Origin of the sequence: Acinetobacter terrestris (assembly GCF_004331155.1) — a bacterium.
GTDB lineage: Bacteria > Pseudomonadota > Gammaproteobacteria > Pseudomonadales > Moraxellaceae > Acinetobacter > Acinetobacter terrestris.
In genome coordinates, this window is record NZ_SJNZ01000008.1 from 93,844 (window position 1) to 117,371 (window position 23,528).

A 23,528-nucleotide genomic window follows, 5' to 3' on the forward strand; every position below is an offset into this window, starting at 1 on the left:
CCTAAATATTAATTTACTTTAATTTCTTTGCCACGTTGATAGCCATCAACATAATGCTCTAACTGGATCAAAGCCCAATTTACATCCTCTTCAATGGCTGTCAGCGTATTCATTTTTTCAAAAATTTTAATCAGCTCATCCAGAGGATAATGCTTTTCGAAAGATCTTAAAATACGAGTATGTTGTGTAATTTCAGTATCTTCATGATCAATGAGTAACTCTTCGTACAGTTTTTCACCAGGACGTAAGCCGGAGTATTGAATTTCAATATCTCCCTGCTGCGAATCTGCTTCTCGAACGGTCAACCCACTCAAGGCAATCATTTGTCGCGCCAAATCCTGAATACGAACCGGTTCCCCCATGTCTAACAGAAAAACATCACCGCCTTGTCCCAAAGCACCGGCCTGAATCACCAGCTGTGATGCTTCCGGAATAGTCATGAAGTATCGGGTTACATCGGGATGGGTTACCGTGATTGGACCGCCTTTAGCAATTTGCTGCTTAAACAAAGGAACCACTGAGCCCGATGAACCTAAAACATTACCAAAACGGACAATACTGACTTGGGTCTGGTTTTGTGCTTCAGCCATGGCTTGACAGTATAATTCTGCCATACGTTTTGAGGCACCCATCACATTGGTCGGACGTACTGCTTTATCTGTTGAAATTAAAACAAAAGTTTCAACCCCTTTTTTTACCGCAGCATTCAAGCTAAATGCAGTACCAATCGAATTATTTTTGAGTCCCGCAAGTGGATTACACTCAACCAAAGGTACATGCTTATATGCGGCAGCATGATAAATTGTTTGTACTTGATATTGTTCAATCACCCGTTCTAATTTTGCTTGGTCCAGCACAGTTCCCAAAATAGGAATAATCTCAATATCGGTATTTAAATTCAGCTCTTTATCGATACCATATAACGCAAATTCTGTAAGTTCATAAATCACTAATTTTTGAGGCTTATTTTTAATAATTTGTCGGCAAAGTTCTGAACCAATTGAACCGCCCGCACCCGTCACCATCACGACTTTATTCAGGATATTTTTAGCCAATAATTCTTGAATAGGCGGGATGGGATCGCGACCTAACAAATCAATGATATCTACTTCCTTGATGTCTGAAACGCGAATTTCCCCATCCACCAATCGGGTTAAACCTGGGATTTCAGTAATTTTAAGATGTGCAGGCTCTAAAAACTTGAGTATTTCACTTTTACGTACACGTCCTACAGAAGGCAGTGCAATCAGTATTTCATCTACCTGTTGTTTTGCAAATAAATTTAAAGCATGGGCAGGATGATAAACTTTTAATCCGCCAATTATTTGACTCGACAATGAAATATCATCATCAATAAAAAATACCGGTAAATGTTCATCGGACCTGTAGAGTGTAGCTGCCACCTGTTGACCGGCATATCCGGCACCATAAATTGCAACACGTTTACGCGGAATATCGGACTGTAAATAAGACTTCACCACCGCTCGAATCATGCCGCGACTTACCCAGATCCAGCTAAACATCAAGAAACCAAACATCAAGGGAATAGATGTTGGAATAAAAGCATCGGTCGAATATGCCATTGCGTATAGACCCACAACCGTTAAGGCAGTTGCAAGTGCTAATTTAGCAATGAATACCTCATTGAAGCTACGGACAATAAAAAGATAAACACCACAAACCAGTAATGAACAAACTGCCAAAACACTGACCCATAAAGAGCCAAAAGCCAAGTTGGGAACAACCTCTGCACCAAGGTTAAACTGACGAATAGCATAACAAAGCCAGATAAGAACAGGAAAAACCAAAAAGTCTAAAACGATTAAAAAGCTTTGTTTCTTGTGTCTTGATGCTGTAGCGAATGGAACAATAATTGATTTCACTGGAAAGGCTTCTTTTTCAATTCGATTATTTTATATAGATTAGATATCTCTTGATTTAATCTAGATCCCCACATTGACTGCACATATTTCATAATGTGGAACACATAATTTTATGCTCCACACTACTCAATACGCTATTAAAGCTGGCTAATCACATGCTGGATACCCGCTACAGTCTTATTCATGCTTTCTTGACTTAAAGTAGGATGGACCAAAAACATCAGACTGGTTTCACCGAGTTTTTGCGCATTTGGCAAACGCTGTGCCGGACGCCATGGCGTGCCATCAAACGCGTGCTCGAGATAGACTTCTGAACAGGAACCGCTAAAACAAGGCACATTCAGCGCATTGATGTCCTGCATGATCCGGTCACGTGACCAGCCTTCAGGCAGCTTTTCGGTATTGACCTGTACATAGCATTTATACGCTGCATGTACATAATCTGCAGATGGTCGATGCACGGTAAAATATGGACTGCTTTCAAATACGGTTAAAACTTTTTCCATATTTTCCGTACGTTTTTGAGTCCATTCTGGCATTTTTTTAAGCTGAATACGGCCAATGACGGCCTGCATTTCCATCATGCGCCAGTTGGTACCAAATGAATCATGCAACCAACGGAACCCCGGTGGATGTTGCTTGTTATAGATGCTATCAAAATTTTTACCATGGTCTTTATAGGACCACATTTTTTTCCATAGTGTTTCATCATTGGTGGTGACCATACCGCCTTCACCGCCAGTGCTCATGATCTTGTCCTGGCAGAATGACCAGGCAGCAATATGACCAATGGAGCCAGCAGATTTACCTTTGTACATTGCACCATGCGCCTGCGCACAGTCTTCAATCACGTACAAGCCTTTATCACGAGCCAATTGCATGATCGGATCCATATCACACATCCAGCCTGCCAAATGCACACAAATGATGGCTTTGGTATTTGGTGTGATGACTGCTTCAATAGTGCGACGCGAAATATTTTGAGAATCCAGTTCGACATCGGCAAAGATTGGATTTGCACCTGCTGTGACAATTGAACTGGCAGAAGCTAAAAAAGTACGGGAAGTGACAATCACGTCATCCCCTGCTGCAATGCCCAATGCCTTAAGCGCGACATCTAAAGCAACTGTACCGTTGGCAAGTGCTACTGCATATTGAGTTCCCGCAAACTGTGCAAATTCTTTTTCGAATTCACGGCATTCTTGTCCCGTCCAGTAATTGACTTTGTTGGAAAGCAAGACTTGCGATACGGCATTAGCTTCTTCTTGACTAAAGCTTGGCCATGGTTCAAATGCAGTGTTTAACATATTTTTTGCCTTAAATTAAATACGGATGAGGCGATCGCATTTAGAAAATACGAGACCATCTTGATATTGATTGAATGTAATATCTAGTTTTTCATTCGATAACCAAGCTAAATAAGCTTGAATCGTATTCATCCCTGCTTCATGTGAGAAAGGATATCCTCCACCAAATCTTGGATTACACTCTAAAACATATAACTCATCATTGTGTTCAAAGACATCACAATCCAAATTACCAATATGTTTTAAATTAACCGCAATTTTTTCTCCCACATCTGAAAAACGTTGATCAATAATAGAAATAGCTTTATCTGTTTCACCTGCCCGCATAGATAATTTCTTACGAACTACTGTAGTAAAGTATTCTTGATCCAAGTTATTCACAATATCCATACCATATTCTGGTCCATTCAACTTTTGCTGAATTAATATGGCAGCGTTTAATTCGTTCTTGCTTGCTTCAAACAAAATCGTTTTTTTCAACTTAATCGTTAATAACTTATACGCTAATTCAAACTCTTCTAGACTTTCTGGAAATTCAATTCCAATAGAAGCACTGCCCCACCGTGGTTTTAATACGAGAGGGAAAGTCAATTGACCTGATTTAATTGCCTGTAATGCTTCATCATAATTGGTAAAGGTTAGTGGTGTATTTAAACCAATAGATACTAAGAAATCACGTGTTTTAATTTTATCAAAACAAATATCAATCACTGAGCTATCTGAAACCATCACTTGTGCACCAAGATCAGCAAAGGTTTGTTTATGGCGAGCGAGAATAGGTAACTCAAGGTCATTTAAAGAGATAATTGCTTTAACCTGATATTCTTTCACAATACTAATTAATTTTGGAATGTAGTCCTCACTATAAATAGAAGGAACAATCAAACTGATATCTGCATCAGACATTGCTGGAGCCAGCTGGCTCATATCGGTAGCCAAGACTTCACCTTGACCATTTAATACTTGTTTACAATAATTAATGAGATAATTACGACGTCCGGCGCATGTAAATAAAATATTCATAAGTTGATTTAAGCCAAAAAATTAAAAATTCCACCAGTATGCCAAAATACAATATTACCTTGCAGATTGTGCTTTAAAATATACTGCTGCATACCCCAAAATGCTTTACCACTATATGTGGTATCTAAAGCAAAGCCATAATCACGAATTGAATCATCTGATAATTTTTTCAATTCATCATTATATTGTTCATAACCACCACACAAGTAATCATCTAAGACAATAGTTTCATGTTGTTTCGCAATAGAAAAATTATCACAAAGCTTATTATAAAAATTAGATACATGTTCTTGTGCAGATTGCTGATTTCTTGCAACGGATACGCCAATAACTTTACAAGGCATATTTTTCTGCGATAAACCTGCCATGATTCCTGCTTGGGTAGAACCGGTACCACAGGCAACAAATAAATAATTTATTGCTAATTGCGGATCCAGTTGAATAACAGCATCAATATAAGCTTTACCGCCTTGAAGATTATGACCACCACCCCACAAATAATAAGGTTTTAGGCCTATGTCCTGATATTGCTGCATCGATTGATCCATCATTGGACCAATATCTACAGGTTGTTCAACAAAAATAATCTTCGCACCTGACATTCGCATTATTTTTGCATTGCCAGATTCTTTTAAAAAATCTTCTTTATCACCATGTAGTACTAACGTACATTGCAAATGATGTTGCGCGCAAAAAACAGCTGTTGCTCGGCAATGGTTTGACTGAATACCACCCGTCGTTACTACAGCATTATATGAATCATCTAGAATTTCTTGGCCAATACTATCAAGTTTGCGACCTTTATTACCGCCACCTAAAAATGGATATAAATCATCACGGATAACAGTAATTTTTTGATTAATCTCTGCTTGATAGATTTTTTGATAGATAATCATAAAAGTATAATCTCTTTGCTTTCATAACTTACTTGATGCTGAAATAAATTTTGATCAAGATCATCTATTAAGCAGCCATAATAATAACGATCTATAAGATTATTCTCTCTTTTAGTTTCACAACGTAAAATACCTTCTTTCTTAAAACCGATTTTTTCATATAAGTTTTGAGATGCAAAATTATCTGAATCAATGTAAGCATAAACTTTATTTATTTTTAGAATTTCAAAAGCATACATACATTGTAAAAATAATGTTTTTTTACCTAGGCCTTTTGCTTTAATGTCAGGGGCAACAAAAATATAAGATTCCATTTTCAAAGTATCAGCATCGAGTCCGGTTAAACCAGACATGGTTAATACTTCTCCATCTGATGTCTCGAAAACAAAATCTTCGCGTTTACTATTGTTTTTATTAACATTAAACCACTGAATGGTATTTTCTAGTAAAATAGGTGGTTTGAAATGCATGGTGGAATAAATCCGCGCATCATTCATCCATTTTACCCGGAAAGGTAAATCTTTTTCATCTAATAAACGCAATTTCATTTTATAGCTCGTTCAATATCTAAAGGCTTACCTATTGCACCAGGAATAACAGCAATATCTTTTCGTTGAATCACGTTTTTAATAGTTAACAAAACAATTTTAATATCTTTAATTAGACTGATACTTTCTACATATTGCGCATCAAGTTCTAAACGACTATCCCAATCTAAGAAATTGCGACCATTAACTTGAGCTAGTCCAGTAATACCCGGCCTTACGTTATGACGTGTCGCTTCACGTTGATCATAATAAGGTAAGTAACGCACTAGCAATGGTCTAGGTCCTATTAAAGACATATCACCTTTAATGACATTGATCAGCTGCGGAATTTCATCTAGGGAAGTCTTGCGAATAAAAGCACCTGCTTTTGTTAGACGTTCCGCATCAGATAATAAACTTCCCGACTCATCTTTTGCATCGCTCATCGTTTTAAATTTTATAATTTTAAAGATTTTCTCATCTTTTCCTGGCCGTAATTGGAAAAAAAATGGTGTTCCTTTATTCTGCCACCCAAGTAAAACCATTATACAAATAAAGATCGGAATCAGCGTAATAAAGGTTATTATGGAGATCAAAAAATCAAAAAATCTTTTAAAAAAAAGCTTATACATACGTTAACCTAATAGAATTTCAATCAAAGACTGATTAACTTTATTCGCATCAAATTTTTTTCGAGCAAGTTGGTAACCTTCTAAACCCATCGAGGATAAATACTTAGGATTTTCAATAAAAAAAATCATCTTTTCAGCTAAAGCTTGCGGATTCCACTTATCAACAATAAAACCATTTACACCATGTTGTACTGTTTCGCGACAGCCAGGAACATCAGTCGTAATCACAGCACGACCAATCGCCATAGCTTCTTGAGTACTTCTAGGAATACCTTCACGATAAGATGGCAAAACAAATACATCACTTTTTGCAATCCAATCTTTGACATTGGATACGTAACCTGGATAATCAATAACCCCTGTAGCAATCAGTTGATCTAAATCATTTTGTTTGAGTGCACCCATATTAGCATTGTCTATAGCACCTAACACAGTAAAGCTTGTCTGAGGATATTTAGCCTTCACAATTGTTGCCGCTGCCACAAAATCATGAATCCCTTTTTCTTTTAAGAGACGACCAATAAATAAAAAGTTGAGTCCCTGACTAAAATCCCGCTCTTGAATCGCACTATAAGGATAGCTTTCAAGGTTTAAACCTATAGGACCCAAAACAACCACCTCTTTAACATTAATATTATATCGATCAATTAAATCTTTAGGATCATCGGGATTTAAAAACAAAATTTTATCGAGTTTGGGTAAACTTAACTTATATAGAAAGACTTGTATCACTTTAATTAACTTAGTTTTTTTCGCCAAGCCTTCAGGTTGATCGGTAAAGGGATAACCTAACCCCTCAAGCATACCTATTATGCGTGGCACTTTTGCAATTCTGGCTGCTAATGTCCCAAAAATTACTGGCTTAGCAAAAAAAGAAAATACAATATCTGGATCAATATGCTTAATTTTATTAGCTAAAATATATGTCTGCTTAATATCCGCCAGTGGATTTAAACCACCACGATTTAAATGATAAATTATAGGAATAACACCTAAACTTTCAACACGCTTTAGTTCTGACTCATCCCTATATTGTGAAATAAAGGCGTAAACTATATGACCATTTTTTTTTAAGGACATAATAAGATCTTTACGAAAGCCTAAAAAACTAGATGCAACTGTACCTAATAAAACTATAGTACTCATTAATTAACCTTAGGATTAATGTTTTTTAAATTATAGCCAAATACTAAACAAAAAATCCAAACAAAAATAAAACTAGAACCTACTTCAATAGACCAAAACATTTGCATCAAAACTAACATCATCATAGGAAAAACAAATTTACTTCCATTCTTACAAAAATATTTATATATCAAAAACAATAATAAACCAAACCAAAAAAATAGATTTGAAATTAAGATATTTTTACCAAAAATAACACCAATATTAATATAATTATTATGAAAACCTAAATCAAATGGGCTATAAAAATCCCTACCAAGACCTGTATAATTCATTATATCAATCCCATAAGACCACAAATCTAAACGACCATTACTTAAGTCATCTCCTAAAGAATTATTTTTATTAAGAAATTCATTAAAGATATTAAAATAAAGTGATATAAAGCCCACAAAAATGATTGTTATAAAACTAACAAATAGAAACCTAAAAGAAATTTTCCTAGTTCTAATTTTGACTAAAAAAAAGTAAGATAAAATAACGAATATACATATTGATAAAGACGATCTACTAATAGATAAAAATACACCCAGAATTGAAAAAAATAATGAAAAATACAAATTCCAATGCGGTTTATACTTCAACTCAAGTATAGATATAAGCAAAAAAACAAAAGATGTACACGAGAACAACCCATATATATTTGGATTACCAAAAACTCCAGAAAAGCCTGGCAAATTATTATCATCAGGAATTAAAAATCCTAACAAATGAATAAAAATACAAAAAAAACTAAAAAAATTTAAAATAAAAATAAATGAGTGTTTTTTTAAATTAGATCCATATGAAATACTTGTACTCAAAAAAACAAAGTACAAAATAAAAACATAAATCATTTCATAAACTTGAGAAAAAATAGGATTAAATAAACAAAATAAAATTGTAGGAAAGTAAAGTAAAAATACTATAGCTATTATTTTTGGTATTTTAAAAAAAAATAAATATAAAATAGAAAAAATCAGCAAAAATAATTCTACTAAAATTAATTTAAAATCAAAAACTTGACCATATTGAACAACACTCAAAGGAAAGAGTAGTGCAAAAAAAATAGTTGGAATAACCTCTCTTTTCACGAGTTAACCCTTATAATATTCTAACCATTTATTAATAGTATTTTCTAAACAAAATAAATTTTCCACTCTTAATCGTGCATTCGTTGTTACCTTATCTTTAGTTTCTTCATCAATTGAAAGTGCATGAAATATAGCATTCGCTAATTGTTCTGGTGACTGTGGAGGAACAAGAAAACCACAATTTCCAACCACCTCCGCCACTCCCCCACAATCTGTAGCAACCACCAGAGTTTTACAAGCCATTGCTTCAGCGACAACCAAACCAAATCCTTCATATAAAGAAGGTAAAATAAATATATCAGCAGCACTCATTAATTCAGGAATGTCTTGGCGTCGTCCCAATAAGACAATATCATTCTTTAACTCTAATTCTGATATTTTATTTTCAATTTCATTACGTAATTCACCATCCCCTGCAATGAGTAACTTAACTTTTTTGACCTCTCTATTCTTTAAGACTTTAAAAGCATGTAATAAATTTGGATAATCTTTTTGCTTATTAAAGCGCCCCACAGCCAAAATCAGACAGGAATCTGAGCTTATATTCAGCTCATTCAAAATTTTATCTCTAGCCGCAATCCGATAAAAAAACTTACTCAGGTCAATTCCATTATAAGTTGTAATGATATCAGTACCTTGCACTGCTTTTTTTGATATAAATGCTTGTGCTGCTTCATTACTGACATTTGTAGTTAGATCCGCCAAATGATGAGTGATTCTATATGCATACATTCTTAACGGCCCACCTTCATCACTATTATGAGCTGTACAAATCAGTCTCTTTATAGGTGTTGCTAGTCTGACTAAACGAGTAAGAATATTTGCATGCACCATATGTGAATGAACGACATCAGGAGAGAAGTTTTTAATGAGTTTTAAGAGATGAGCATAAGCCTTAGGCATGCTTAATAAACTGTTTAAATCTAATTTAATAATTTCTATATCATCGAAACAAGGTTTGGTTAATATTTCACCAGTCAAATAGGCTATCTTTACACTATGCCCTTTTTTATGCATTTGATTAGCAAGGTCACAGACAACTCGCTCTGCTCCACCTTGACCTAAGCCAGTGATAACATATAAAATTTTCATGTTTAACGCATAACCTTTATGTAAATATAATACATATAAATATATATGATACCACTTAAACCAAATATTTTATTTTTAAAATTTAAAGTATCGTCAAATTGTAGACCTTTAATTTTAAAATAAAAATATTCTCTCATTGCATCCGATATACCCCTATTTTTTGAAAGATAACCAATATAGCCTTGAAATAACTTAATATATATACCGACATACAAACTATTATTGTATATTTTTTTTCGATATAGATTTAAAATAAATTTAAAGCTTTCTATATTTTTTTCAACATTTTTTTCATTTAAAGAATGAATACTACTTTGATTATTAATTCTATAATAGTATAACGCACGGTCTAATAAGAAAATATTTTTAGATTTTATAAGCAAATCCGGAATAATAGCTACATCTTCAAAATAGACCCCTACTGGGAATTGAATATCTTTAAAAAGATTTTTTTTAACGACATTAAGCCATGAAAACCAAGCACCTTTTTTAAATATAAATTCTAAAAGGTTTTTGTTATTTACACATAACCCTGTAAAATTTTCAAAATCTAAAACTTTTCCTATACTCTCATCTTGATTTTTAAATTTAGCAGCATTAAATCTTATTATATCAGGACCATACTCATTAATAATAAATAAAATTTCAGAAAAATAACTACTATCAATTAAATCATCTGAATCTATAAAACTAATATATTCTCCTCTAGCCACAGCAATTCCATTATTTCTCGCAACACTTTGACCCATATTTTCTTGCTTTAAAAGGATTACGTTCTTACGTAATAAGGGATCAATTTTCAAAATTTCACTTTGGAGAATATCAATAGATGTATCTTTACTACCATCATCAATGAATATAATTTCTACTTCTCTAGGTAATATTTCAAAAATACTCTTAATACAATCTAGAATATACTTCTCAACATTATAAATTGGTATTACTACGCTTAGTTTATATTCCATAAAATACAACTTAACCTTTTAAAGACTTTTCTAATCGAGAAATTGAAATTTGACGATATTTTTCAACCATGTTATTTACTTCTTCATAATCAATATTATCAAGAAGTAATTCAGTGTTTAAACCATCAATATTATTAACCAATCGCTCTTTTAGATTAAATATACTTAATATAGATTCAAAACGGGCCATTCCTCGACCTGCATTACCTAAACATATAAACTGCTTATTAAATATAATTGAAAATACTACACCATGAAAAGAATCTGTTATTACATAATCTGAACAATATATTGCATTTAACCAATTTTCAATAGAAGGATAAGTATAGTCTTCTATATTAGATATATGTTTTCTATCTTTTATTTTAGATTTAGGTTGGGCGTAATAATTATTTTTAGAAAGAAAATTAGAGACATAATTAATGATTTTTTGTTTCTCCAAATTTGGATCAAGAATATAACAAAAAATTCCTTTATATTCTTTATTTTCATATTTACTTTCATTAATTAACTTTAAATAATCTTCAGCCTTTAATAATAAAGTAGGATCTAGTACATGCTCAGCAACAGCATTTAACTTATTCCGACATAGCTCAACAGCAGAAATTTCACGCACTGAGATATAATCAAATTCATTTAATAACATTGTATATTTTTTTGTTGCCTTTAGGCTAAATTCCCAATCATTAACTCCAAATGATGCAGCATAAGCTACCTTTTTTATACGTTTGTTATTTTTCAAAAAATCTAAAAAAAAACAATCTATATTTGGCGAATATTGTTTACGCCAAACCTGATCACTACCAACCACAATAGCATCAAATTCTTTTTTAGAAAAATATTCCTCCAGCTTATTTTTTTTATTAATTTCAGTAGAGGTAATTATTTTATTATTTATAAATTTATCGTGGTTAAGACTGATTAAATCATACTCATTTTTAGTAAAATAATATATTTTTCTATTTAATATTTTATGCTTAATTGATGCAAAAAATTTATGTAGATTTGATAATTCTTTTTTCTTAAAATCTATAGTCTCTGGCTTACACCCTAGATTAATTAATACTTTTTGCAAAGCATATGCCTGTAAAGTACCACCAAAATTTGTATGTAACGGCTGAGTTAATATAGCGATTTTCATTTGGTATTAGCACCTTTAATTAATTTTACTAGGCGTAAAAAATGATGATTCATTTTAGTAAAAACAGCTAATTCATATAAGCTTTTTTTCATTTCTATATGAAAAAAATTAAGATCTTTTTTCTTTTTCCAAACTTCTATACTTTTTGACCTAGTTTCTAGCCGCTTTCTTTGAACCAAATTAAAAATAAAATTTTGTGAACTTATAAACCGAATACGTTTATTAGGTGTTATCGTTTCAGTCATCTTAATTCTATACGATAAACCTTTATGCCTATGATTAAAACTTCCTGACTGAGATTGCATAATTTTATCTTCACATATTAGCTCTAGGCATAAATCTTGATCATCTAAGCCTTGTTGAATTATTTTTTCCGCAATTTTAGATCTGCTAATAATAATATTATTGCCTAATCCATCTTTATCATAAGGATTAATCCAAGCATCTCCTAGAGAGATATCGGCTAATTCTGTTACAACATCATCACAAAAATCACAAGCATTTGATTTAAATAACCCTGTACCCCACATATCTCCTAATTTTTTCATTTCAACCATATGTATTTTATTATTATTTTTTTCTATACAAGAAAAATTATAATCTAAAGCATAGCTATCTTTATTTTTTACACGATATTGTGCATTTCTATACTCAACAAAACAATCAGCTGATTGAGCTAAGAAATCAGTATAATATTTGCTCTTTAAACCACCACATATTATCCCAACCACAAATGGTATTTTTTCTTTTAATCCAGGATAGTAATACTGTTTTAACCGTATTGCTTTAATGAAACAAGCCACCCCTGATACTGCAACCTTTCCCTCTAAAGTATCAATTTTTTCAAATAATTCAGACATTGTAACTGGTATATAACGGGTTTTTGAAATTTTAGTAATATCCTCAAAATCAGAATAAAACTGATATAAATATTCACCATTTTTTTCTTTGACTATAAATAACTGATCTACTATTTTTTCTTTTAATAACTTTTTAAAAATATATGTAGCCACACCTCCTGAAGAGGAGGTTTCTCGAAACTGCTTAGCGTAACCTACATATAAATTAGAATAATAACCTAGCTTCTCATGATAATTCTGAGAATTATTTTTAAAAAATAATTCCCCTAGTTCATCTTCATTTTTTTGTTGCTTAGCAAACGGACAGACCTTTAGCATTTTATCCTGTGTAGAATTAACTCCTAGCTGCGGTACTAAAAATCCATTTTCGTCCCAAATCATTTTAGCCTGCTTACTTTCATCTTCAGAAATACACACACCGCAGCCAGTACATAAATCGTTCTTTACTATGGATTCTATACTCATTTCAAATAACCACTAATTTTAGAAAATAGAAACTGTCTTTCTGAGGATCGAAATCCAAACATAACAATACTTAAAATAACACTAAAAACTATTAAAACTGATACCAATAAAAATGATAGGAAATCATTATCCACATCAACAATATTGGTAACGAACGATGCTAAAACAAATGAACTTAATATAACAAATATGACTTTTAAAATCACAGATTTCAAATAAAGTAAAATACTAAAATTTATCAATCTACTTATAAAGTATAATCTCAACGCTAAACTTATTAAAGCTATTAACAATGCGATCCAATATACAATTATTGGTTGATTCCAAATTTTTAAGCCATAGTAACTAAGGGGCAGATTTAAAAAAACGAATAAACTAACTACAACTTGGTATAATTTTATTTTTCCAGTTGCTTGTATTCCCGTCATTAATGAACCAGATAGGCAATCAACTAATAAAATAATAAGTGCAAGTTGTACAAAACTCACTAAATATAATGGCAATTGGTTTAACCAAAAAATTAATAAATATTTAGTATTAAATAAAATAGGCAATACCACTATCAAACCTAAAAAGAAACTAAATTTAGAAGAAGTATTAATCAATAAATTATATCTCTCAAAATTTTTTTCTGCATAACTTTTATAAATTTGGGGATTGATTGCCGTCACAATAGAATTAACTAGATTACCTATAGCAGAACTGACATTTGCAGTAATTGTATATGCAGAATTTGCCACCACGCCCACAAAAATATTTAATACCACATTTATCCCTTGTGTTTTTGTCACAAAAGCAAAATTACCAAATACATTCCATAAAGAATATAATAACATTTCTTTCAATAATTTAGGTTTAAATTGTCTCAACTGTATTTTTTTTTGTATTTTTTTTGAACAATATAAATAATAAATTAAAAAAATAATTAAGGAGGAAGCTACAAACATTAAAGCATATTTTTCTAAAATATAACTCTCAAAAATATACAAAAAATAAATTATACATAATTTCATTATTGCATCCAATAAAGATAAAAATGCAAAAAAAGACATTTTTTCTTTTGCAAGTATTAATGCGTTAAATGGTGATTGAATAATTGAGATAAGAACCACCATTATTGAACAATAATATATAAAATATGCTGTATTAATAAATTTATAGTCAACCACTAAAAATCTTATTAATATAAAATCCTTTAAAACAAACAATAAGATAAATATAAATATTCCTATACCAATGTGGAGCATAAGGCTATTAGCCCATACTTCATTTACCATTTTTTCATCTTTCTTCCCAATATAATAGGCTAAATATCGTTGAGTGGATGAAATCATAGCTCCATTAATAAAGGAAAAAAGTACGGCTATTCCAAAAACCAAGTTAAATAATCCATACTCTTCAATACCTAATACTATTAACAACTCACGTACTGAATACAAACCAACAAGAGTAATCACAATAGTTCGTATTGCTAAAAAAACTGAATTTTTTACAATTAAACTATTATTTCTCATAAATATCAGACCAACATAAATGTATTAAGCTAGATTTAAAAAATTACAATCTAAGATTACTCTCACAAGCATCAAGAATATATTTCAAGTCATATAGCACATAATTTTCTTTAGCCAATGCTTTAAAATCAGCTATCGACATATTCTTGAATTCATCATGTGCAACAGCCAATATGACTGCATCATAATGATGCTCTGGTAATTGAGTAATGGGCGTTAAACCATATTCATGCTTAGCTTCATTTATATCGACCCATGGATCATAAATATCTAAGTCCAACTCATATTCTTTTAGAGCTTTCACCATATCTACAATTTTCGTATTGCGAATATCGGGACAATTTTCCTTAAAACTCAAACCCATCACTAAAATTCTGGAACCTACTACTTGTATACGTTGCTTCACCATTTCTTTAATTAATTGTGTAGCAACATATTCCCCCATACGGTCATTTAAACGACGTGCGGCTAAAATAATTTCAGGATGAAGTCCAATAGACTGAGCTTTATGAGTTAAATAATAGGGATCTACACCAATACAGTGGCCACCAACCAAACCTGGACGGAAAGGTAGAAAGTTCCATTTGGTTCCAGCAGCTTGCAATACCGCTTCCGTATCAATGCCCATTTTGTTGAAAATCAATGCTAATTCATTAATTAAAGCAATGTTTACATCACGCTGTGTATTTTCAATGACCTTCGCTGCTTCAGCAACCTTTATACTCGGCGCTTTATGCGTGCCTGCTTCAATAATCAGGTTATAGACTTGATCGACAAAGTCAGCTACTTCAGAAGTAGAACCAGAGGTGATTTTTAAAATATTGGTGACACGACGGTTTTTATCCCCCGGATTAATCCGCTCTGGACTATAACCGGCAAAAAAGTCCTGGTTAAATGTCAAACCGGAAACTTGCTCTAAAACAGGAATACAGGTTTCTTCTGTAGCACCCGGGTATACTGTCGACTCATAAACAACCACATCTCCCTTTTTAAGCACTTGTCCAATGCTAGTCGATGCTTTAACCAAAGGCGTTAAATCGGGTTGTTTAAACTCATCTATCGGAGTGGGCACTGTTACAATAAAGAAATTACAGTCTTTTAAGTCTGCTAAATTTGCAGAATAACTGAGTTGAGTAGTTTGTTTTAATTCTTCTGGTGAGACTTCTAAAGTATGATCCTGCCCACTCTTTAATTCATCAATTCGTTGTTGATGAATATCAAAACCCACAACTGGTACTTTTTTCCCAAATTCAACCGCTAAAGGCAAGCCGACATATCCTAGACCAATCACGGCAATCTTGATTTCTGACAAAGTTAGCATTTTTGAGCCTTGGTTATTTATACAATCTAAGAGTTAAATAAAAACGAGCGCAATTGTAGCAGAAACACAACTATTTTCCGTTGTTAATTTATATAAAGATCCATTAAAAAAAACCAACTAAATATTTTTGGAAAAAGTAGGTTTCTATTACATTGAATAGTAGGTTTATTTTTTCCTTCTAACACATTTCATCTATTTACCCCCCATAAACAACTTACAATTTGCTATATTTTTTTCGTAATTAGAAAGGTAGAATAGCTCGCGTTTAAGTTTTTAATAATTTTTACAACAGGATTTAGAGTGAGAAAAATTCAATATACTGCTTTATTGGTTTTAAGTTGTTCCATAACGGGTTGTGCAGTCACTTCTGGTTTACAAACTTATGATTTACCAAGTGAAGGAGTTTACCAAACGGATTTAGGCACTCAGGTGAATGTAATTCAACTCACTCAAGAATCTTTATTTGCGGTACAACCTGCCGAAATTAATCTTCGTCAAGATTATGCTCATTTATTTAATACTTCCCATAAAAATTATAAATTAAGTAGTGGTGATGTTCTTTCTATTTATTTATGGGCTTATCCAGATATAACCCCCCCCACCACAACTATTAGTAATGAACAATCAGTACAAGCTAATGGCTATCAGATTGACCAAAATGGTTATATTCAATTTCCTATGATTGGCCGTTATAAAGCAGCAGGAAAGTCATTAACCCAGGTCAATCAGGAATTACGTAGCCAGCTTTCCCGTTATTTAAAAACCCCTGATGTAATTGCACGCGTGTTGTCTTACCAAGGACAGCGCTTTTCTGTACAAGGCAATGTAACCAAGGGCGGGCAATTCGCACTGAGCGATCAACCTGTCAGTGTATATACCGCTTTAGGCATGGCAGGTGGCGTGAACTCCCAGCAAGGTGATAACGCTTCGATTACCCTGGTTAGACAAGGTCGTACATATAAACTCAATACCATTGAGTTGGAAAAAGCTGGACTCTCTTTACATAACTTATTAATCCAACCGAATGACACCTTGTATGTCAATTCACGTGAAAACCAAAAAATTTATGTGATGGGCGAATCGGGTAAAAACCAGTCCTTGCCTATGCGTGATCAAGGTATGAGTTTAAGTGATGTGTTAGGTGAAAGTTTAGGCTTAAATCCGCTGTCTGCCAGCCGCAGTAAAATTTATGTGGTACGTAGTCAGCCGAATGCTACGCATACTGAGGTCTACCAGATGGACTTGAGTAGCATCGCTGATTTTGGTTTAGCCAATCAGTTTAAAATGCGCAGCAATGATATTGTCTATGTTGATGCTTCAGGCTTGGCGCGTTGGCAGCGTGTGATTAACCAGGTTATTCCTTTTTCCAGTATTGTGAATACTGCAAATAATTTAGGCAATTAACATGAATATTCAAAATATTCTTGTGGTTTGTGTTGGAAATATCTGTCGCAGCCCAATGGCCGAATATCTGTTAAAACAGCAGTATCCGCAGCTTCATATTGAGTCGGCAGGTATTTCCGGTTTAACCGGCCATGCTGCAGACCCCAAAGCACAGTTATGCATGCAGCGTTTATGCATCGATATGCAGCCGCATGTTGCCAAAAAACTGAATAGTGATCTGATTAAAAAAGCCGATTTAATTTTGGTCATGAGCCAGAATCAGCAAAAACATCTAGAACAAACTTGGCCTTTTGCTAAAGGCAAGACCTTCAGATTAGGGCATTGGCAAGGTAGAAATGTACCTGACCCCTACCAGCACGAACAATTGGTCTTTGATGAAACCTGTCAGCTCATACAAGATTGTATTAGCGACTGGACACAACATATTTAACTTTTTGATACTAAGATTATGAGCCAAACCTCCAATACCGAAGATACAATTGATTTAAAAGAGTTGTTTTTTTCACTCATTGCTCAATGGAAACTCATCGCACTGTGTGTGATTTTAACTCTGGTCTGTGCCTTACTGTATTTAAGAGCCACGCCCGACACCTATTCGGTCGATGCACTGGTACAAGTCGAAGAAAGCAAAGGTACCTCTGCCGCGTTACTGGGTGATCTTTCCAGCATGATTGAGCAAAAACAGCCGGCTCAAGCTGAAATCGAGCTGCTGAAATCACGTTTGGTGCTGGGTTCAGTCATTAAAACCCTTAACCTAGATTTAAATATTTCCGGTACAGAAAACAGTTTTTTTGACCGTTTACTGAGCCCGCATGCCTATAAAACTCAATATCAGCCAAATGCTGTTTTATTCCAGGATGACGCCAAGTCTTTTGAAGTGCGAAAATTTGAAGTCCCAGCCTATTATCTGGACAAGAATCTGCTGCTGAATTTTGATGCCAATCAATTCACCCTGACCGATGCAAAGACCCAGCAAGTCGTTTTTAATGCACCGACCAACCGGGAAAGCCAGCATACTTCCACCCATGGTACCTGGAAAGTGGCGATCTATACGCAAGACCCGCTCAAAGACAGCTATACTATTCGGAAAATGTCTTTGCCTGCAGCCATGAATTCAATTACAAAGAATTATTCGGTGGCTGAAAAAGGCAAATTGACCGGCATCCTGGGGCTGAATTATCAGGGTCAGGACAAAGAACATATCACCAAAGTTTTAAATTCAATTCTGGTGGCGTATAGCCAGCAAAATGTCGAACGCCGTTCTGCTGAAACAGCGCAAACACTTAAATTTTTAGATGAGCAATTACCTGAATTAAAACAGCAGCTGGATGTGGCAGAGCGTGAATTTAACAAATTCCGTCAGCAATACAATACCGTCGATGTGACCAAAGAATCTGAACTGTATTTAACCCAAAGTATTACCCTAGAGACCCAAAAATCACAGCTGGAACAACAAGTCGCTGAAGCATCCGCCAAATATACCAATGAACACCCGGTGATGCAGCAAATGAATGCCCAACTGGGAGCGATTAATAAAAAAATTGGCGAGTTAAATGACACCTTAAAACAGTTGCCTGATTTACAGCGTCGCTATTTGCAGTTATACCGTGAGGTTGAGGTTAAAACTCAGCTCTATACAGCATTGCTGAATTCTTACCAGCAACTGCGTATTGCCAAAGCCGGGGAAATTGGCAATGTCCGCATTGTAGATACTGCGGTTGAACCAATTCAACCTATTGCGCCGAAGAAATTACAGATTTTGATTTTATCCATCTTCCTTGGTGGTTTCCTGGGAACTTTGCTAGCTCTACTGCGCAATATGATGCGTTCGGGTATTAAAGATTCAAGTCAGATTGAAAATGAACTGGATTTACCGGTATATGCCACAGTACCTCGCTCACCTGTTCAGGAAAGCCGCATTAAACTGCTGAAAAAGAAAAAACATATTCCTATTTTAGCGATTAAGAATGGTGACGATATTGCAATTGAAAGCTTACGCAGCATGCGTACTGCCATTCACTTTGCCATGAATCAGGCGAAGAACAATATCATTATGATTTCCGGTCCTGCACCGGAAGTCGGTAAATCCTTTATTTCTACTAACTTGGCGACAATTTTAGCGCAAAGTAATAAACGTATCCTGATCATTGATGGAGATATGCGTCGTGGTTATTTACATAAATATTTTAACCATGACAACCAGCAAGGTCTGGCTGAATATTTAAATACTCAACAAAGCATTGAAAGTATTATTAAGCCTACTGAAGTTCCCAATTTAGATGTGATTACACGTGGCAAGAGTCCAGTGAATCCTTCCGAACTTTTAAGTTCCGCAAAGCTAGCGGAACTTTTAGAACAAGTTTCCCCGCTGTATGACCATATTATTATTGATACCCCGCCTGTGCTTGCGGTGACCGATGGGATTATCATTTCACAATATGCCGGTGTGAACTTGGTCATTGCGCGTTATGCAAAATCGCAGATGAAAGAGCTGGAATTAACCCTAAACCGTTTTGAACAGGTCGGTGTTAAAGTGAATGGCTTTATTCTAAACGATATTCAACGTGGCACTGGCGGTTATGGGTATGGGTATGGGTATGGGTATGGGTATGGGTACAACTATGCCTATGGCTATAAGGCCTCAAAAGACAAGGATTAAAAACAGATTTGATCCATATCCATTAACTTTCTTAATTCCAAGAGCCAGTAAGTTTGATTCACTCAAAGACCGGATGGTTGATTAAGAAATTTTTGGGAGAAAATCAATTTTTTTGGTTATATGGTTAAGAAATTAAGCGAATGTTATAAGGCGTCAAACTGCTTGGGACTTATCCAGTTCACCTCAGTTCGGCGCCTTTTTCTATTGGAGTATTTTTTATAAACGGAGAATAATTTATCTTGTTGTCTAATGGATCAACATATCACCTGAATACTGCTGAAAACACTTAATCCAAAATTTATATAGCATGACTCTCCCCTTCAACAAAGGATAGGTTTTGTTGTAAATGCGACTACACGCAATTTAAAAATTCTTCTGAACCATTGGGAAAGTGATCCAGAATAACAACCTCATGTCCTGAATGTAAGTTCCGTACAAATAGGTGAATCCCTATAACCAGCTCCCCTGTTATTAACATTTTAGCCAAGTGCGTTCCCTTGTAATGGGCAATTAAGCCAATACTGTGACTTAGTCTTAAATACCATCGACGGATCATTGCAATAGGTTCTACGCACAACACTCCAGAAGCCCCAATTTAAAAGCTCGATAATTACCTAACATCTGGGATTAAAATTGGACGACATTTTTTCCTAACATTTTGATCAGTTTCATACATTGATTAGCCGAGATAGAACCATTAAAACCCTGCAAAAAGCATTTACACAGCAACGAAATGCTCTTCTTAAAAGGGTTAAGCATTTAGGCTGTAAGAAGATATAAAAAATAGTCGGGTTATCATCGGCAGAGTCTGGTTAAAGCAAGGTTAGCTGCATCAAATGAGTCCGGAAAATTAATAATAAGTAATTTTAAGGGAAAGGTAAATGAAACTGATACAATTTGCGCTGCAGCGCTGTTCAAATAGTAAATAAATTCAATGGATTAAATAGACTTTATATCCTTTACCAAACAATATTTATCACTTCCTATATGTGAATGGTATTTGGATGATTTAACTTTAAAATATTTATTGCAAAATAGAACAACACCATCTTAATTTATAGTATATTTCATATCTTATAAAAATAAATTCTAAAAATCATGAATAAGAATAATATAAACCGATTAGTGGGTATTGATTTACTAAGAGCTATTTTGATTATAATAGGTGTTTTCTATCATGCCTCCTTAGTAGTCGCCCCAGTATCATGGCTATATACAAGCCCACATTACAATTCATATGCAATAGGACTTTTTTCTGAATTCATCCACCTATTCAGAATGGAAACATTCTTTCTTTTAAGTGGATTTTTCTCCACATTACTTCTAGAAAAAAAAGGAAAAGCCTATTATATTGAAAACAGAAAAAATCGCATATTAATTCCCTCAATACTTCTTTTTTTAATTTTAGGTATACCACAATATTATTTCCTTATTTATAATGGAACATTCAATTATGACTCCATGATATCTCACTTTTGGTTTCTTCAAACACTAATAGCCTTTATTGCAATTCAATACTTTTTTTTAAATAAAATAAATTATGAAAAATATATTATATTATCTTTATTTTTATATTTTCTATCCCCACTCGTTTACTATTTATTTTCAAAAATTGAAATTATCAATCTATTTAACCATTCTATATCTCAAATTCTTAAATATTTTATTTATTATATAATTGGAATATATTTATATTTTAATTATGACAAGTTAATCAAAAAAAATAACTTTATAAAAATAACAACCATTGCAGTATCTACTTGTATTATCTTGACAACTTTAACTAAAATAATTTTGAATAAAAATGGATTTCTATTTACAAAAATTCTCCCTATAGATATTATTTTATTCTTGGAGAAATTCCCACTTCATGACATAGTAGCATACACTTTACACTTAATTTATGCATTATCCATCAGTTTCATTTTGATCTATATTTTTTCTAAAATAAATCACACAAGCAAACAAATTACATTTATTGTGAAATCTTCATTATGTATTTATATACTTCATCATCCCCTGATTATAATTTTTGGGAAAATTCTAGACAATTATAATTTGAATTTATTTTCTTATTTCACACTGCTATCCACTATTGCACTTTTAATACCATCTCTTATATTTTATATTTTCAGAGAAAATAGTTTTTTTAAAAAGATTTTTGGATTGGATTCTATAAATCCACAAATTAGAAATGAGACACTTGAAATTAATCAAGAAAACTAAGGTCTGCTAGGCTGTGTCATCAATTAAGCCAGATTATTGTTGAGGCAAGATAAATCGCTGACAGGAAATTTTGAGCCAATTTATCATAGCTTGTGGCAACACCACGATACTGCTTGAGTTTGGCGAAGAAGTTCTTGATCAGATGTCTTGCCTTATAAAGATGTTGTTCATAATCACGCTGATCAATCGCGTTACTTTTAGACGGCATCACGATCTAACCCTTGATCTTATCGATTGGATCACTCACCCGATCGTTAAAATTGTAGGCTTTATCCATGAGCCAAGTCTGACTTAACGATAAGTCCAGCAGCACATCAGCACCATTTAAGTTATGAGCCTGCCCGGCGGCAGTGAGATAAATCCTGTTGGATTGCCTAAAGCATCAGTACGAGCATGAATTTTGCTACTTAAGCCTCCTTTACTGCATCCGATCGCCTGTTCTTTTTTTCCGGCACTGTGTTGATGAGATGGCATATTCATTGTCACACTCATGTGACAGCACTTCAAAAATCCTCTGCCACACACCTGTTTTAGCCCCCAACCGCTAAAGCGAGTATGCGCGACTCTAAAATCCCCAAAGCGTTATGGTAAGTCTCGCTACGGAATACCTGAACGATACCGATACAATACTGCTTCAACAAATAAGCTGTTGTCTTTCGCAGTTACTCCAACAGTACTCGCTCGTCCGGGCAAACAGATCCTTAATCTGTTCCCACTGATCATCTCTTAATGCATAGCGTTTGTCATGAAAAAATAATGAGGACCGTTTAGATTCTCTCAAGCTAATTGATGATAGGCTCTAGTACTTATAAAGATGTTATTAACTTTAATTTCTTTAAATTGATGATTCCATAATTCGAAAGGTTAGCTTGTTTTGATAGTAGAACTGATAAATACACAAAGAAATATAAATCCCTGAAAAATAACAAGTGATACTCATCGGATTCGAATAGATTGACAGCTTCTATTTGTTCAATGGTATGTTGGTCTTTTAAAATTTGATTTTGATTAATGACTGATATACCCGCGATTGGTATAAATCTTTGCTTTAAATCGATCTACCAACTACTCTACCAATTTCCTACTAGCTATATGTCCATTAGATAAAGCTGTACTTATGATATGGTAATACCCCCATTTTTAATTGAACTAATGGGTAGAAAATCCAAAGCCCTGATATGTGCTGAATTAGCAGGAGACTTTCACTTGGGATATGCTAGGCAGCTAACCGATAAAAGTTCTCTGCTATTTGATTTGGCGTTTTAAAATCCAAACTCTTTTGAATTCTTCGCTGATTATAAAATAACACAATGTATTTTGTAATATCTGCTTTAGCTTCATCTCTGGTTTTATAG

At 33.7% G+C, this 23,528-nt stretch carries 18 protein-coding genes and 2 pseudogenes; 4 read left to right on the forward strand and 16 right to left on the reverse strand.

Features of this window, described 5'->3' with window-relative positions; translation table 11 throughout:
- Positions 1-8: 8 nt before the first annotated feature.
- From E0H81_RS06435 to tviB, 14 genes are all read right to left on the reverse strand, one after another.
- Positions 9-1,883, reverse strand: a complete 1,875-nt coding sequence (locus E0H81_RS06435) for a polysaccharide biosynthesis protein (RefSeq protein WP_131317518.1) — start codon at positions 1,881-1,883, stop codon at positions 9-11.
- Between the two features lie 137 nt (positions 1,884-2,020).
- Positions 2,021-3,190, reverse strand: coding sequence for a DegT/DnrJ/EryC1/StrS family aminotransferase (locus E0H81_RS06440; RefSeq protein WP_131317521.1), 1,170 nt, complete (start codon positions 3,188-3,190; stop codon positions 2,021-2,023).
- 15 nt (positions 3,191-3,205) lie between these two features.
- A complete protein-coding gene (locus tag E0H81_RS06445) occupies positions 3,206-4,213 on the reverse strand; it encodes an ATP-grasp domain-containing protein (protein ID WP_131317524.1) in 1,008 nt (335 codons plus the stop codon).
- Between the two features lie 8 nt (positions 4,214-4,221).
- Positions 4,222-5,109, reverse strand: a complete 888-nt coding sequence (locus tag E0H81_RS06450) for a 1-aminocyclopropane-1-carboxylate deaminase/D-cysteine desulfhydrase (RefSeq protein WP_131317526.1) — start codon at positions 5,107-5,109, stop codon at positions 4,222-4,224.
- On the reverse strand, positions 5,106-5,657 hold the full coding sequence (locus E0H81_RS06455; protein WP_131317528.1) for a GNAT family N-acetyltransferase: 552 nt from the start codon (positions 5,655-5,657) through the stop codon (positions 5,106-5,108). The genes E0H81_RS06450 and E0H81_RS06455 overlap by 4 nt, the downstream gene beginning before the upstream one ends.
- Entirely contained in the window at positions 5,654-6,268 is a 615-nt protein-coding gene (locus E0H81_RS06460) for a sugar transferase (RefSeq protein WP_131317530.1), read from the reverse strand. The genes E0H81_RS06455 and E0H81_RS06460 overlap by 4 nt, the downstream gene beginning before the upstream one ends.
- 3 nt (positions 6,269-6,271) lie before the next feature.
- The gene (locus E0H81_RS06465) at positions 6,272-7,414 is read right to left on the reverse strand and encodes a glycosyltransferase family 4 protein (protein WP_131317532.1); all 1,143 of its coding nucleotides are present in this window, start codon (positions 7,412-7,414) and stop codon (positions 6,272-6,274) included.
- On the reverse strand, positions 7,414-8,526 hold the full coding sequence (locus tag E0H81_RS06470; RefSeq protein WP_131317534.1) for an O-antigen ligase family protein: 1,113 nt from the start codon (positions 8,524-8,526) through the stop codon (positions 7,414-7,416). Before E0H81_RS06470 ends, E0H81_RS06465 begins: the two co-directional genes overlap by 1 nt.
- Before the next feature lie 3 nt (positions 8,527-8,529).
- The gene (locus E0H81_RS06475) at positions 8,530-9,618 is read right to left on the reverse strand and encodes a glycosyltransferase (protein WP_131317541.1); all 1,089 of its coding nucleotides are present in this window, start codon (positions 9,616-9,618) and stop codon (positions 8,530-8,532) included.
- A 2-nt stretch (positions 9,619-9,620) separates the two neighbouring features.
- A complete protein-coding gene (locus E0H81_RS06480; RefSeq protein ID WP_131317543.1) occupies positions 9,621-10,583 on the reverse strand; it encodes a glycosyltransferase family 2 protein in 963 nt (320 codons plus the stop codon).
- A 10-nt stretch (positions 10,584-10,593) separates the two neighbouring features.
- Positions 10,594-11,724, reverse strand: coding sequence for a polysaccharide pyruvyl transferase family protein (locus tag E0H81_RS06485; RefSeq protein ID WP_131317545.1), 1,131 nt, complete (start codon positions 11,722-11,724; stop codon positions 10,594-10,596).
- On the reverse strand, positions 11,721-13,049 hold the full coding sequence (locus E0H81_RS06490; protein WP_131317547.1) for a Coenzyme F420 hydrogenase/dehydrogenase, beta subunit C-terminal domain: 1,329 nt from the start codon (positions 13,047-13,049) through the stop codon (positions 11,721-11,723). Before E0H81_RS06490 ends, E0H81_RS06485 begins: the two co-directional genes overlap by 4 nt.
- Positions 13,046-14,563 (reverse strand): oligosaccharide flippase family protein, encoded by a 1,518-nt coding sequence (locus E0H81_RS06495; protein ID WP_131317549.1) that lies wholly within the window; start codon positions 14,561-14,563, stop codon positions 13,046-13,048. Before E0H81_RS06495 ends, E0H81_RS06490 begins: the two co-directional genes overlap by 4 nt.
- Positions 14,564-14,606: 43 nt before the next feature.
- Positions 14,607-15,884 carry a Vi polysaccharide biosynthesis UDP-N-acetylglucosamine C-6 dehydrogenase TviB gene (gene tviB / locus E0H81_RS06500; RefSeq protein ID WP_131317551.1) on the reverse strand — a complete coding sequence of 426 codons (1,278 nt, stop codon included), beginning with the start codon at positions 15,882-15,884 and terminating at the stop codon, positions 14,607-14,609.
- Positions 15,885-16,184: 300 nt separating this feature from the next.
- On the opposite strand from tviB, the gene E0H81_RS06505 reads away from it, so the two are divergent.
- From E0H81_RS06505 to E0H81_RS06520, 4 genes are all read left to right on the forward strand, one after another.
- Positions 16,185-17,288 carry a polysaccharide biosynthesis/export family protein gene (locus E0H81_RS06505; protein WP_131317553.1) on the forward strand — a complete coding sequence of 368 codons (1,104 nt, stop codon included), beginning with the start codon at positions 16,185-16,187 and terminating at the stop codon, positions 17,286-17,288.
- Between the two features lies 1 nt (position 17,289).
- Entirely contained in the window at positions 17,290-17,718 is a 429-nt protein-coding gene (locus E0H81_RS06510; RefSeq protein WP_131317555.1) for a low molecular weight protein-tyrosine-phosphatase, read from the forward strand.
- Between the two features lie 18 nt (positions 17,719-17,736).
- Positions 17,737-19,947 carry a polysaccharide biosynthesis tyrosine autokinase gene (locus E0H81_RS06515; RefSeq protein WP_131317557.1) on the forward strand — a complete coding sequence of 737 codons (2,211 nt, stop codon included), beginning with the start codon at positions 17,737-17,739 and terminating at the stop codon, positions 19,945-19,947.
- A 1,098-nt stretch (positions 19,948-21,045) separates the two neighbouring features.
- Positions 21,046-22,173 carry an acyltransferase family protein gene (locus E0H81_RS06520; protein WP_131317559.1) on the forward strand — a complete coding sequence of 376 codons (1,128 nt, stop codon included), beginning with the start codon at positions 21,046-21,048 and terminating at the stop codon, positions 22,171-22,173.
- 19 nt (positions 22,174-22,192) lie between these two features.
- On the opposite strand, the pseudogene E0H81_RS06525 reads toward E0H81_RS06520, so the two are convergent.
- Together E0H81_RS06525 and E0H81_RS06530 are read right to left on the reverse strand one after the other, a co-directional pair.
- Positions 22,193-22,954: pseudogene (locus E0H81_RS06525) on the reverse strand (IS5 family transposase).
- A gap of 435 nt (positions 22,955-23,389) precedes the next feature.
- A pseudogene (locus E0H81_RS06530) lies at positions 23,390-23,528 on the reverse strand (IS3 family transposase); the annotation flags it as partial.

What these genes read in the sequence shown, in the direction of transcription:
- E0H81_RS06515 (WP_131317557.1), top strand. Translation starts at nt 17,737, where the DNA reads ATGAGCCAAACCTCCAATACCGAAGATACAATTGATTTAAAAGAGTTG.
- E0H81_RS06480 (WP_131317543.1), bottom strand. Translation starts at nt 10,583, where the DNA reads ATGGAATATAAACTAAGCGTAGTAATACCAATTTATAATGTTGAGAAG.
- E0H81_RS06450 (WP_131317526.1), bottom strand. Translation starts at nt 5,109, where the DNA reads ATGATTATCTATCAAAAAATCTATCAAGCAGAGATTAATCAAAAAATT.
- E0H81_RS06520 (WP_131317559.1), top strand. Translation starts at nt 21,046, where the DNA reads ATGAATAAGAATAATATAAACCGATTAGTGGGTATTGATTTACTAAGA.
- tviB (WP_131317551.1), bottom strand. Translation starts at nt 15,884, where the DNA reads ATGCTAACTTTGTCAGAAATCAAGATTGCCGTGATTGGTCTAGGATAT.
- E0H81_RS06510 (WP_131317555.1), top strand. Translation starts at nt 17,290, where the DNA reads ATGAATATTCAAAATATTCTTGTGGTTTGTGTTGGAAATATCTGTCGC.
- E0H81_RS06475 (WP_131317541.1), bottom strand. Translation starts at nt 9,618, where the DNA reads ATGAAAATTTTATATGTTATCACTGGCTTAGGTCAAGGTGGAGCAGAG.
- E0H81_RS06485 (WP_131317545.1), bottom strand. Translation starts at nt 11,724, where the DNA reads ATGAAAATCGCTATATTAACTCAGCCGTTACATACAAATTTTGGTGGT.
- E0H81_RS06460 (WP_131317530.1), bottom strand. Translation starts at nt 6,268, where the DNA reads ATGTATAAGCTTTTTTTTAAAAGATTTTTTGATTTTTTGATCTCCATA.
- E0H81_RS06465 (WP_131317532.1), bottom strand. Translation starts at nt 7,414, where the DNA reads ATGAGTACTATAGTTTTATTAGGTACAGTTGCATCTAGTTTTTTAGGC.
- E0H81_RS06495 (WP_131317549.1), bottom strand. Translation starts at nt 14,563, where the DNA reads ATGAGAAATAATAGTTTAATTGTAAAAAATTCAGTTTTTTTAGCAATA.
- E0H81_RS06455 (WP_131317528.1), bottom strand. Translation starts at nt 5,657, where the DNA reads ATGAAATTGCGTTTATTAGATGAAAAAGATTTACCTTTCCGGGTAAAA.
- E0H81_RS06490 (WP_131317547.1), bottom strand. Translation starts at nt 13,049, where the DNA reads ATGAGTATAGAATCCATAGTAAAGAACGATTTATGTACTGGCTGCGGT.
- E0H81_RS06445 (WP_131317524.1), bottom strand. Translation starts at nt 4,213, where the DNA reads ATGAATATTTTATTTACATGCGCCGGACGTCGTAATTATCTCATTAAT.
- E0H81_RS06440 (WP_131317521.1), bottom strand. Translation starts at nt 3,190, where the DNA reads ATGTTAAACACTGCATTTGAACCATGGCCAAGCTTTAGTCAAGAAGAA.